We start from the raw sequence: 13,123 nt of genomic DNA, 5'->3' as shown, positions 1-13,123 counted from the left end.
TCCCCCGCTTCACACCGTGCGTGCGACTTTCACCGCACACGGCGTTCCATCAATAGTGTATTATCACGATTTTGCTTTATCGTGCTGTATTAATATGATTAACATAATTGTTCTAAGTTCAAATTTTCTTTCAATAATGGTGAATTTCCTGCAAGTTCGCGCAACTGATTTAATTTGGTCAGTCCTGTATCACTCAAATTCAAAAGCTGAAAGAGATTTTTGATAACCTTCTCATTTGTTGCGTGAATCAGGCGATGAATATCTCGTCCAACAATGATAAGGTTCCTATAAGAGTCATCCTTTGTTTCTAACCACGGTCTCTTATGGTGACAATGAATATCATCCATATCCAATTCCTGACCGGTTACAGCACATTTCCCTTTTTGAGCTACAAATAAAGAAATTCGATTATCATTGTATTCAACTGTTGCACGCTTATTTATAATTGAGTGTTCTCTCAGCCATTTTAATTTCCATGTTTCAACAGATTCCTGTTGTTTATGAATCAATTTTCTCCCCTCGGGAGTATACCTATTCAGATTCTTATTTCTTCCTTTTAGTGTTCTCGTCTTGACATAGCTAATTGGAAGAATTGGATAACCCATTAAGTACCGAATATTTTGAGATTGGAGGTAGGGGAGAAGTCCTTTATCTTTTCCCTTGTATTCTCCTATTTTTGTCAGACCTTTCGCCTGCAATCGATTTTTAAAAGAGAGATAAAGCTGATAATGAATTTCTTCTAAATCCTTACTCACATGTGTTGCCATACTATAATAGTTATGAATACCGATAACCATACTATTATACTTCTGTATTTCACGAATAATTGTTTCTTTAGAACCTTTAATTTGTATCAATTTCATCTGTTGTTTCAGTTGATGTTTAATACGTTTCTTGGCTTTTGATGCAATATGAGAGAAACAAACCAAACGATTATTCTTAGAAACTAGCTTTAAAGTAATCCCAAGGAATTCACTGCTTTTCTTTCTCAGATTGGTAATTTGAGATTTTTCCTCTGAAATAGGGAGGTTAAGTCGTTCTTTTAACCACAATTTTACAGCCTTAAACGTTCGCTCTGCCTCATTCCTATTTCGACAAAAGATTTTAAAATCATCCGCATATCGGACAATATAAACTTCTTTTAGCGTCGTTGAAGTTCGCAGCTTTCTGTAAACATGTGACTTGTGTCTTGTTCCCTTGGAATTATATTGAGGAACTAATTCCTTACAATCTCTTTCTTCCCATTGTCGTCCTATCCACCAATCAAATTCATTGAGATTGATATTGGCAAGTAGTGGAGATAAGATACCTCCTTGTGGTGTGCCCTTAGTTGGATATGTCACTTTTCCATTCGGAAGAACAATTGGTGCTTTTAACATTTTTCGAATAATCACTAGAAGTTGTTTGTCCCTGATACCTAATGTCCAGATTTGACGCATTAACTTAGTATGATTCACTTCATCAAAAAAGCCTTTAATATCAACGTCAACGACATAAGTCATATGACTTTTATTCATACGATACATACAGTCCATAATAGCGTTATCAGCCGACCTTAAGGGTCTAAATCCATAACTGTGTTTGTAAAATTTCGCTTCACAGATTGGATCCAACACTTGTAAAATACACTGTTGGGCCACTCTGTCCCACATCGAGGGAATGCCAAGTGGTCGTTTCTTCCCATTTGGCTTAGGAATCTCTACTCTTCTGACTTTTCTGGGTCTATAATATTGAAATCTTCTTTGAACTTTAGAGATAAAGTCTTCTTGGGTCAGATTTTCTAAATCTTTAATGGTAACACCATCTACTCCTTCGGTTTGACTACCACCATTCCGCTTTATGGTACGATAAGCGAGCAGTATATTCTCGGGAGATATGATAATGTTCATTAAGTTCTTAAAACTGAATCCCTTTTGACTTTTGGAATATAAATCATCAAATATCTCGGTCATGCCATAGTATTCCGCATACCTTAGTTTTTGATGTTTTAATAGTTTGTCATCATTTTTTGGTTTCGTCATGGTCTATCACTCCTCTCTTTGGATTCGTGACCTTTTATGTCTTACAAGAATCCATGAAATGATAAAGTTCATAACAATACACTATTGACTAGTGGCTGTTCCTCCAGTATCATTACAACACTTTCAAAGGTCGTGCCACCACTCTCACTAGAGATTAAGGAAAGTTATGATTTTCTTTCCAATGTTTCTCTGGTTGTGCAACCTCCACATCTCTAGCTTTCGACGTTCCCTTATCTTTATCAATACTAAACTTAGGTGCCTAGCTATACCCCTTCAACTTTGATATGCCTGTAACATAACAAGGAATTTCATATCGTCGATTCTTACTCTTCCTCAAGTTGAAACAACTTACGTTGTTATACGCATTTCTACGTACTCGCCTTCGGAGCGTACATTCGCTGGTTCGTCAGTGCTCATGCACATTCTCACCCTATTTAGTTTTTAATGACTCCCGACCTATCAGATACATATTCCACCTCTGGAACACTTTCGATTCTTAAGTCCTTAAGAATGACGGTATCTTTCAGCCGACTTCACCGAGCTTCATACCTTTACCTTTGCACAAGATAAACGCATGTCGGAGTATTAGAGAAATCGTTTCAGGGCGTTACCCCTTCATTCCAATTTTCAAGATAAGAGTTCTCCATTCTATTCAAATTTAACCTGATTATCAGGTTGATTTTTCAAGAACGTGTCTAACCTTTTCAGTTAGAAACGTCTCGCACCGACAAAAGCCACATGACCATAGTCTGCTGGTGTCCCATGTGTACCTCCTACAAAAGAAACAATAGCACCTGCTCTTGGTGTGGAACCCGTTTCTCCACCAAGACTTGAAGCTGTCGCAACCCAGTCCTGACCATTTCCCATGGTATTAATGATTGAAATCTTCTCTCCATTTCTACCTTTTAGCTTTAATCCTAACTGATTCATACGAGCCGCAACACCCCATGTACATTGTCCATAGGCATAGGCCATACCATCTCCACCACCAGGAACAGAATGCTCATACAAGTCCCCACGAACCCCTTCAAGTGATTGCGGGTCACTTTTTGCCTGTCCTCCATTTGTTTGACTAAAGCCTTTTTCAATTTGGTAATACCATTCCGTTGCTCTGGTTTGTCTTTCCAGTAGTTTGTCACCAGAATTTCCCTCCCAATAGGTAAGGAAGAGTTGGGCGAGATTGGCTGCACTGCCCGTATTTCCAAAGAAATCCTTTAACCAACTTTGATAGTAAGGACTATCCCCATGAAGCATAAAATCAAGTTGGAGGTCTAAATCATACCACTTCTTATTTTTGCTATGTGCATAATTCAACAAGGCCGTGTGACGTGTTGACCCATCTGCGGTATCTGTCCATTGCCCTAAACCTAGACCTCTATGAAGAATATTAGGATAAGCACCACTATAAATGGCTGGCCCTCCAATCGCTAACCAGCTTTCATCATCCCATGAGGAATCGGTAGCGCCAACAGGAGGAGATAAATAATCTCCCTCAGCTCGTTTAGGATTGATAGAAGATTCTACCGACCAATTTCCTAAAATAGCCGCAATGGCTTGGGGACTTGCGCCTTGAGATTTCAAAAACTCATAAATATGTTTTGCTCGTTCAAACTCATCCCCACCAAACTGACCAATGGCAGGTAAGATAGTGGTCTGAAGTTGAATGACTTTGGGAAAATAAAATTGCGGATTGACATACACCAATTTTTCTTTCTTGTTCTTATACTTTTGATAGGAAACTTTCAAACCTGTATCGTCTGGTGTTTCACCAATAATATCACCCATTAGGACTCTTGTCCCCTCAATCGCACGGCCATTATGAATAGAATACAAGGTCAATCGACTCTCATTCTCTCCTTTTCCGTTAGTGAGAATAACATCATCTCCATCTAGAGATACAACTCCATCCATTGGTGCGACAATCGTTTGGTGAGCCTTCGCTTCTAGTAGAATGTACTCCTGAAGGGTAGGTTTTCCGTCTAGATCATAATATCCGTAACGATAAGTCATGGTTAAACTATCTTCGTTACTTTTCCCCTCAAATGGATTGTCCAATTCCTGCATGGAAGCATAGACACCTTCTTCTTTTAGTTCCTTCATCTCCTCTTGATCGTCTTTCGAGAGTTTATACTTAGGAGTTTCATAGAGGTCTTGCATGGATTTCAAATCATCCCCATCGTTTAAATCATGCCACAAAGTAGACAGATAATCCTTGTAAGTTTCTGAACTGAATAAGTGAACTGGTTTGTGTAACTCATAGTCATGGAATTTAAAGTTCATATACCCCATCACATCATCAACTTTTGTGTAATAAGTAATTCCTTTGTCATTTGTACGAGTATGTTCTGCGTCTTCCCAAGTCAGGTGGGTATAAGCTTTTGTTAATTCAAATTCATCTTGTTGAATTAAACTAGCAGATGAAAATCCTAAAAAGAAACTCATCATAAATAAGAGAAGAAAGACTAATCCTCCAACTATCCATGTTGCAGGATTTCCAGCCGCAAATGTAAAGAAGGAAAAGGCTGCTTTTAGTTTTTGATAGATATTTCGGACACTTGTAAGACCTTGTTTCTTTAATTTTCGAAACCGATTTTTAAAGGAACTTGGATTCTCTTTCGCTAGTTTCCATCCTTTTCCATCCTTAAAATGATGGTATCGCTCTTTTGTGTTGGTCAGTCTTTTCTTGGTAAAACGACCTGTTGCTTGTCCTGTTTTGACACTAGCTTTTCCAAGGTTATAAGAAAGCCGACTGTAGCGTTTTCCTTTTCTAATTGTCTCTTGTAGCGTGCGAAAACCTTCTAAATCTTCATTTTCTGAAGCTAACTCTCCACCCTCACGTCCAAGGACATAAAGAAAAGTTTTAGCTTTCCTACTGACTTTTTTGGACTTATAGGCTTGTTTAGTAGTTTTTAAATTTTCTTTAGCGGCCTTGACTTCTTTCTTAGCTTTTAATTCTTCTAAACTCTTCCCTTGAAAGAAAAAATTAGATTTTTGTTTCGATTCCTGACCGTAGAGAAATTTTTGATTGGTTTTTCTTTCTTTACGACTCTCTTTTCTTTCTTCTTTTGCTTCTACCTTGGCTTCTCTAAATTGCTTCTTGGCTATTTTCAATCGTTTCCTAGCATGAGGTAATCGTCTATCTCTTAATTCTTTGCGATTCAAAAGAGATGGAGGACTATTTTGAAGAATATGATTGTAGTCTTCATTTGCTTGTTTTACTCTAGCCTTTGAAGCTTCTCTCATCTCCTCTAGCTTTTCTTTTATCTCTTTTTTCCATGCTTTTTCATCCAGTACAGAGGAATCTTTTTTCTGTTTCCTCACCTCCTTCTTTCCTTTTTTCAAGAATTTCTTCTCATCTTTTAGACTTCTTCTAAATGCCTTTCGGGCACGTATGATTTCTCTTTTATCCTTCATTTACCTTCCCCTTAATTAGAAGCCATTTTATCAGGATCTGTACTCATGATATCAAACAATTGAGTACCTTGAGGAATCTTATTTTTAAAGGGAACGACAACGGAACCAGCTTTTATCAGTCCTGCCCCTTTTTCTGGATTGACAAGGTATTTTTCGAGTTCTTTTGACAAGCCTAAGAGTTGAACCAATTCTTCTCTATCATTTTTTGCTTGCTTGAGGAGAATCATAAATTCACTATTTGCAATAATCCGTCTACCATTTGGATCTAACAATAAGGTTTCAACATTTTGAGTTATCCCAGTCGGACTGGCTCCATATTTTCTGACACGACTCCACAATTTAAAGAAGAAATCACTGGCATATTTATCTAGTAAGAGAAGCTGCATTTCATCAAAGTAGATCCAGGTCTTCTTCCCTAATTTTTGGTTCCGAACAACACGATTCCATATCTGATCAAACACTACCATAAGAGCGATTTGTTTCAGCTCATCTCCTAACTTTTTAACGTTATAGATTAAGAAGTTAGATCCTGTCTGAATATTGGTCTTATGAGAAAAAATATCAAGAGAACCTTCGACATACAGTTCCATATCAAGTGCCAAATTCTGCGCTTCTTCTTCTGGTTGTTGGCTCAAGACAAAGACCCATTCTTCCAAAGAAGGCTCTTTAAATGACTGATAGGTGAGTCTGGTGACTCGGTCGATAATCGATTTTTCTCTTCCATCCATTTTTCTATCCAATAACTTGCCGATAAAAGATAAAAGAAATTCTGATTTTACCTTTACAGGATCTTCATCCATATTTTCTTCAGACAAGTCAAGGACATTGAGATAGGTTTGGGAATCGGGCGCAATATCAATCATTTCTCCTCCAAAAGCCCGTCCAATAACACTGTACTCTGCTTCTGGATCCACGATGATAATTTCTGTATTTTCACCAGATTCCTTGATTTTGGTCGTGATAATCTCATGCTTGGTTGCCATCCCTTTCCCAGCTCCAGATGTTCCTAAAATCAGACCAGACGGTGTATTTAATAGGCTGCGATCAATGGTAATAATATTGCTTGAGATTTGATTGATACCGTAATATTTCCCACTACGGTCTTGTAAGTCTACTGAAGTCCATGGAGAGTTCACTGCTACATTAGATGTTAATAAACTCCGTGATACTCCCTCTAAAAAATCACAACCAAATGGCAGCAAACTATTAAAGGCTGCTTCTTGCATATATGGAAGTTTATCAATCATTAGGTCATTTGAGCCGGCCACTTGTTGAATCGTGTCTAGGGCTTGTTTGAGTTCTTCTTCATCCTGACCAAAGACCCCAATCAAGAAGACCGTTTGAAATAGTTTATCTCCTGTCTCGGTCATGGTTTTTAAGAGTTCCTCAGCTTCATCGATATTGCTTTCTAATACATGACCTACTTTTTCCAAATAGATACCTGTACGAGCTAGTTTTTGTTGTTCCCCAATCTTTTGGGATTCCATTAAGGTTTTCTTTGTTCGTAGTTTCTTCATGGCATCTGCCTTGGTCGAACTTTGAGCATGGAGGCTCACAATCAATTCCAAATCTCCTTGCATGAGGTCTCGAATAAACTGATCTCCTAATTCCATACCGTAGTCTCTCACATAGACAATCTGCAATAAGCGGTCATTGATTTGTAGGTAATTCTTGTTTTTAAAATCCAAGAGATTAGGTGCTATGAAGTGACGAGTTGTCTGACCAGATCTCGTTAAATCACGGTAAGAAAAAGGAAGATGGTGTTCTCCTCTAAGCATATCTGCCAACAAGTTCACCCGTTCTTCTCCAGCCAAGGATTCAAAACGTGCATCAATTTCTGAGAAACCACTCTTGAAATATTCTCCAATTTGAGACAAGGAACGATAAGCTTGTTTGGGATTAGAATCCTTTCTACCAAAGCTAATCAGTTTCACAGCTGAAAAATTATTTTCACCACTGTCTAAATTCTGATTCATCATCCGATTCAATTCTTTACGATAGCTATCGTACCCATCTTCTTTTTCCTCATACAAAACACTTTGTCTAAACTTTTCTAAATTCAATCTTTTATTAAAGATAGTCAATTGGAAGTTGGTTTGGTCATCTAGTGAGTTAATCAAATCAGAATACTTCTCAATGATTGCGCCCTTATCTTCTAAACCAACGGTCTGGTAATTGACATCACCAAGTAAATAGCTTTGTGAGAAATAATCTTCTTTTACCTGCATCAGACCATTTTGATACAGGGCTTGATAGGAAAGAGTATTAGCCGTTGAGGGTAACACTTCCTCTTTTTTTCCTTTAACTACTTCTTTCTGATTAGTCATTGAAGTTTTTTGTTTCTTTAATGTATTTGATTTTCTTTTCATGTTCAGGTCCTTTCTTTCCTGTAATTGTGCGTAGGGGAAACGTTAACTCAAAATGAAGACGGTATTTCAAATAATGTTCAAAATATAAATCATTGGGTTTATAGACTCCAAAAAGCATGAGGGGAATGGTAAAAGCAAATACAAAACCGTAAACAAACCAATCTCCAAATTGCCAGTAAAAGAGATTTAAACCCAAGACAATAATTGTGACAATAAAGGCTGGTAGGACAAAGATGATTTGTCTTGTGGTGAAGCCTAACCAAGCCCTGTGTTGGTATTTTGAGATGTCTTTAAAGACACGTGTATTCATGACTTTCCTTTCTAAAAAGGCTAAGAAGCAATCACTTCCTAGCCTTTATCTAATTACATACCTAAGATTGAGCGAGCCGTACGTTGAGAACCAACGAGGGCAATAATTAGTAAGATAGCTTGTACCAAACTACCAAACATAATTGCAAGTGATTGCAGGACTCCTGCACCATTTGAAACAGCTATTTTACCAGCAGATTCAAACAAAGGAACAAGAGAAACAATCAGAAAAATGAGAACCCCTTGTACCGCATAAACCATAATATTTTTTAAATAGCCAATACCAATAGACTTCCATTCATCACTTAAAAATGTTGGAATCGTAAGAGGGGCAAATGGGATCATAAGATAGAGTTGAATAAATCGAATAGATACCAAAAGATTAACCATGGCTGCACTTACTATCCGAACAAGCCAAATGAGGAGTGCGAAAAAGCCCACAATCATCCGGCCAATAAATCCTGACCCTTTTAATCCAGAGATGGTATCATACTTTGCCCCACCGTGAGCCACAATCGAGGCCACTTGTTCAATGGCGTGACTTGCAATCCCGATGATGGCTTCTACAATTACGGTAGTGTTGGTAATTACAACTGCGACCATAATATAACTAATCAACATTGGCGCTAAGGCTTCAAAGGTCATTGCTCCACCAGAGTTAGCAATTTTCTTTGCCATCTTCGAAAATTCTAAGATGAGAACAACTGATAGAATAGCAACTCCAAGAGGCTGCATGACACTTTTAGTAATACTAGACATATAAGTCCAAACGGTTGGATTATAGCTAGATAGAGATTTAATCAGATCTACCGTAGATTGTAAATCTACATTAAATCCTTCAAATAAATTTTCAGCTGATATTTTTTCAGATGCAAGGTAAACAAAGGGTGAGACTAAACTAAGATTCATGTCATTGTTTATCCTCCTAAATTGAAATTTGAGTTACAAAGGCTCCAGCAGCCCCTACCATAACACCACCGACAATTTCCAGAATGGCATTCCGAACACCTGGTCCACCATCTTTAATGTTGGTTGCAAGATTGACAATCCCCACAACAACGAGAAAGGCACCAACCGCAATCAATCCCTTCTGTAACAAAGACATAGCTTGTGCAAACATGGCACTTGCGTCTACTCCATAAACAAAACCTTTAAAATGCGTAATCATCTATTTCCTCTTTTCTATTTTTATTTTAAACTAGATTCAAAAGTTAAATCACGAATTCTAAGGTCTTCAAGATGGTTTTCTTGACTTTGATTCAAAGGATTGATCTGATAGTTCCACCACCGTTCATCGCTTTCTTGATTAGCTAGGTACTTCCAGTTTGGATGCTTAGTGGAATTGTATTTTTTGCTTTTAAATACAGGCATATTAGCAATTCGAACCAGGCATTCATGCCGTTTCATATTTCCGACTTCATCAGGTGTCATTAAATCACGAGCAATCTTTTGATGAGAAAGGGATCCTGAACCTGTCTGGCCAAAGGAACGACTAGTATTTCGAACATCAATGGTTTGTTTACCGAGTAAGCCACTCATAAATTTAAAGGTATCTTCATCATTCCCACCTAAGTAGACTAAGCTATCACAGTTCCCCAAAATGGTTTTCCAAGCTTCTTTTTCTTTATAGAGCCCTTGAAGTTGGGCAATATTTTGTAGAATAGGAACGAGACTCATATTCCGAGAACGGACTGTTGAGGTTTGTTCAGCAAAATCTGGAATCTCTCCGATATTTGCGAACTCATCTAAGTACACTCTGACATGAAGAGGCAATTGACCCTTAAAATCAATGTCTGCTTGTCTTGTTAGGGTTTGAAATACGGTTGAAAAAAAGAGGGCTGAAAGAAAGCGAAAGGTACTATCGTTATCTGGGATAACTAAGTAAACCATTGATTTTTCCTGGCCCCATGTCTTCATATCAAGGGTATCTCTTTTGGTCAAATCCATGACACTTTGAATATTGAAGAGGGCAAATTTAGCAGTGGTTACAGCTATAACAGAATCCAGAGTCTTATCCTTATAATTTTGAAAATCTGCCCAATTTCGCATGGTAAAATTTTCAGTTCCATACTTTTTAGCATAATTTTCAAATAGAATTTCTAAAACACTTTTTTCTTGGTTTTCACCCTTGGATAAGTGTTTAATGAGTTTTGAGATTTCAGCAAAACTTGGATAACGCCCTCGTTTTTTTCGCTCTTCCACTTCTTTTTTTTGACGTTTCAACAAGTTTTGGTATTCTGTTTGACTCAAACGACTCTCTTCAATGAGCTGTTCTCTTGTTTTAGGTGGATTATAGAAATCGACCAAGTAAGAGGCTAAAGCTCGAACCAAAGTCATAGAAGCTTCATCCCAAAATGGATCACTACGGGAGCCAGAGCCTTTGGTGTTATTAAAATAAACCGTCAGCATGCGATTCAAATCATTTTCTGTCTCTATATAGCGAAAAGGATTGAAGCCATCTGAGTTCTTCATATTAACTAAATCTAACACCTTTACTTGGTAGCCATGTTCTAAAAATAGTTTGCCTGTTTTTTCGGCCAAGTGATCTTTAGGATCCACGACAATATTTGAACTATTCATCTGAATCAGATTGGGTTTCACAAAGCGAAATGTCTTCCCACTTCCTGAACCTCCAATCACCGCAATATTCTTATTTCTATCATATTGGGGTGGTTTTTTATCTAATAATGTCAAACGAACATCTTGCGCTAAGATCGTATCATGAGAAAATTCTTTACCGTAAAAGAGCTTCTTTTCTTTTAGAGTTCCAAAACGGGCGCTCCCGTATTCTACCCCTTCTCGGTATTGTTTTTTGCCAGTCTCTAGATAGAGATAAACCAGTAACATCATCACAAATCCTAGTAGAAAAAAAGCACTTGATTTTCCAGTAAAGGAAACATTCCATGGCGACTGAAGAACTTCATCTTGACCTTCCATCAGAAGATGAGTGAATTTATCTAATGTATTTCCAGTATAGGAATCATACAAAAGCGTCAAACGATGAAAAAGATAGCCTAGTAAGATACCTAACAGTGAGAATAGTAGGAATTTCTTTCCACTGTACATCATCTCACCATCTCTTTCTGTTTGACGGCTCCTTCTTGTCTAAAGGTAATTTGGGATTTAGCCTCATCAATTGCATCGTCTAATGACTTATCCATGGTAAAATCAGCTAATTTCTCCGGATCATTAACCATTTTTTCTAACAGATGGTCTAAATGATTGTCTAGAATCGAACGGTCTTTCGTGTAGAAATGTAGAGAATCCCCTTGCCAAGCAATGGCTAAAGGAATCTCTTCTTTTTCTAAAAAAGTTTTAAATTTCTCTATATCAATTGGTTTGTCTAAGAAATCTTTTTTCAGATTAATCGTATCAATCGCATAGGGAGATTGTAGCAATTCTTCTAATTTCTGTACCCCTATCTTATAGGCGGAATCCTGTGCTAAAGCCTGACGTCTAGACCATTCTAGAATCTTTAATAGACTTTTTACAGTAAATAAAAGACTACGCTCTGCATATTGAACTGCCATTCGTTCCTGTTGTTCAGAGGACATCTGACGCCTCCTTCTTAACAAATAGCAGTTTTCCTTCTTTATAGCGATAAGCTATCAATTTCTGATGTTGCTTAATTGACTTGACAACCTGCAGTAGATCTCTCGAATAAGGTTCTCGAATAGTGACTTCTACTGCATTCCCATCAAAGATACCAACACGTTTAAATTCAATGTAGTCTTTTTTTAGATGTCCTAAGCCCATACCAAAGGGAAAATGATGAATCAATTGGATGGTACAACCACCTTTATTTCCCATTTGTTTCAAATCATACAAGTTTACTACCTTCATGATTAACTCCTTTATCTAGTTTGTCGCATCGTTTGAGTCTGGTAACGATAAACTCCGTGTCTGTTAGAAAATTCTCACACACGTCTTGTGCCAGTTGCCCTTCACAGGGAAATACTCTCAGTCCCTACTTACACAGGCACGCTAATCAAGACGGAGTGGATTCAATTTTCAAAGAACAGGTAGCTTTATTATAGATAAGAGTCGTTGAAATTTTTATCACATTTCTTATTTTTCTATTTAACTAAATTCATATCAATCAAAGATTTTGAAATAAAAGACTAACATCTTTAAATAACGTTAGCATTTTATTTCCCTAAAACAAGCTAATTATGTCTAAAAAAGCAGCAAACTATAAACTAGTAGGTTCCACACCAAATGTAGACCCATACTTCCCCATAAGTCCGATTTATAGCGCACCATCCCTAAAAAGATCCCAAGTGAAACATATAAACACCAAGCTAGAATGGTTCCTGGATGATGTACTAAGGCAAATAAAACACTTGTCAAAGCAACTCGAATATCTAATTTTCTGACCAGGTTCCATAAAATTTCTCGATACAGAAATTCTTCAACCATACTCGCATTGATTAAGAACAATAAAAATGAAAACCAAGGAACCTGATGTTGAAGTCCAATTAAGTTTGCTTGATTCGTGGTTCCTTGAGCATGAATCAGACTAAAACATAGGCTTATAATCAGTAGGCTAACGAATCCAATACCAAGCCATTTCATCCTAGTTTTCATATTGACCTTGACCACTTGTTTTCGTTGGCCATACATCCATAAAAAAGAAATGAGCGACGCACAATAGAGAATCTGTAGTATGGTTAACTCACCAATACAAAGCAATTTCAGTAAGTATAGGGATACCAATAAGACATTTACTTGTTGGAATATATAAACTGGAATTATTCTTTTCATAGTTACCTCCGAAATAAATCTTCATAATCTAAATCTAATACCTGCACAATCCTTTCTACCCATGGACTTTGAGGCATTCGTTGTTCCATCTTGTAGTGGCGTATTTTTTGATACAAACGATTCAATTCACTTGGATAGTGAAACTCTCCCGCAAACATTTTTCTGGTTAACTCAATCCAGCTAATATTTCTTTCAGCCAAAATAATGGACAAGTTCTCCCAAAATCGTTCAGCCATATTGCTTCTC

The 13,123-nt window shown here is 37.3% G+C and carries 10 protein-coding genes and 1 pseudogene; all 11 read right to left on the bottom strand.

Features of this window, described 5'->3' with window-relative positions; all coding sequences use genetic code 11:
• Positions 1–98: 98 nt before the first annotated feature.
• Positions 99–2,021 (bottom strand): group II intron reverse transcriptase/maturase, encoded by a 1,923-nt coding sequence (ltrA, locus tag ABKJ27_RS04570; RefSeq protein ID WP_125448107.1) that lies wholly within the window; start codon positions 2,019–2,021, stop codon positions 99–101.
• Between the two features lie 708 nt (positions 2,022–2,729).
• Positions 2,730–5,156, bottom strand: a pseudogene (locus tag ABKJ27_RS04565) (phage tail tip lysozyme); the annotation flags it as partial.
• Between the two features lie 290 nt (positions 5,157–5,446).
• Complete coding sequence (locus tag ABKJ27_RS04560) at positions 5,447–7,804, bottom strand: VirB4-like conjugal transfer ATPase, CD1110 family (protein WP_219575580.1); 2,358 nt, start codon at positions 7,802–7,804, stop codon at positions 5,447–5,449.
• Positions 7,755–8,114, bottom strand: coding sequence for a PrgI family protein (locus ABKJ27_RS04555; RefSeq protein WP_410011417.1), 360 nt, complete (start codon positions 8,112–8,114; stop codon positions 7,755–7,757). Before ABKJ27_RS04555 ends, ABKJ27_RS04560 begins: the two co-directional genes overlap by 50 nt.
• Before the next feature lie 53 nt (positions 8,115–8,167).
• Entirely contained in the window at positions 8,168–9,022 is an 855-nt protein-coding gene (locus ABKJ27_RS04550; RefSeq protein ID WP_001054257.1) for a conjugal transfer protein TrbL, read from the bottom strand.
• Between the two features lie 16 nt (positions 9,023–9,038).
• Positions 9,039–9,281, bottom strand: a complete 243-nt coding sequence (locus ABKJ27_RS04545) for a hypothetical protein (RefSeq protein ID WP_000627865.1) — start codon at positions 9,279–9,281, stop codon at positions 9,039–9,041.
• Between the two features lie 20 nt (positions 9,282–9,301).
• Entirely contained in the window at positions 9,302–11,179 is a 1,878-nt protein-coding gene (locus tag ABKJ27_RS04540) for a VirD4-like conjugal transfer protein, CD1115 family (RefSeq protein WP_050238688.1), read from the bottom strand.
• Entirely contained in the window at positions 11,179–11,667 is a 489-nt protein-coding gene (locus ABKJ27_RS04535) for a hypothetical protein (protein ID WP_050238679.1), read from the bottom strand. The genes ABKJ27_RS04540 and ABKJ27_RS04535 overlap by 1 nt, the downstream gene beginning before the upstream one ends.
• Entirely contained in the window at positions 11,657–11,956 is a 300-nt protein-coding gene (locus ABKJ27_RS04530; protein WP_050238680.1) for a hypothetical protein, read from the bottom strand. Before ABKJ27_RS04530 ends, ABKJ27_RS04535 begins: the two co-directional genes overlap by 11 nt.
• 333 nt (positions 11,957–12,289) lie before the next feature.
• Positions 12,290–12,877 carry a CPBP family intramembrane glutamic endopeptidase gene (locus ABKJ27_RS04525; RefSeq protein WP_000821303.1) on the bottom strand — a complete coding sequence of 196 codons (588 nt, stop codon included), beginning with the start codon at positions 12,875–12,877 and terminating at the stop codon, positions 12,290–12,292.
• Between the two features lie 2 nt (positions 12,878–12,879).
• The gene (locus ABKJ27_RS04520; protein WP_000840776.1) at positions 12,880–13,113 is read right to left on the bottom strand and encodes a hypothetical protein; all 234 of its coding nucleotides are present in this window, start codon (positions 13,111–13,113) and stop codon (positions 12,880–12,882) included.
• Positions 13,114–13,123 lie beyond the last annotated feature (10 nt).

Source organism: Streptococcus sp. KHUD_011 (genome assembly GCF_046352925.1).
Lineage (GTDB): Bacteria > Bacillota > Bacilli > Lactobacillales > Streptococcaceae > Streptococcus.
The sequence above is the reverse complement of the archived record's forward strand: the minus strand, read 5'-3'. Positions and strand labels throughout refer to the sequence as shown.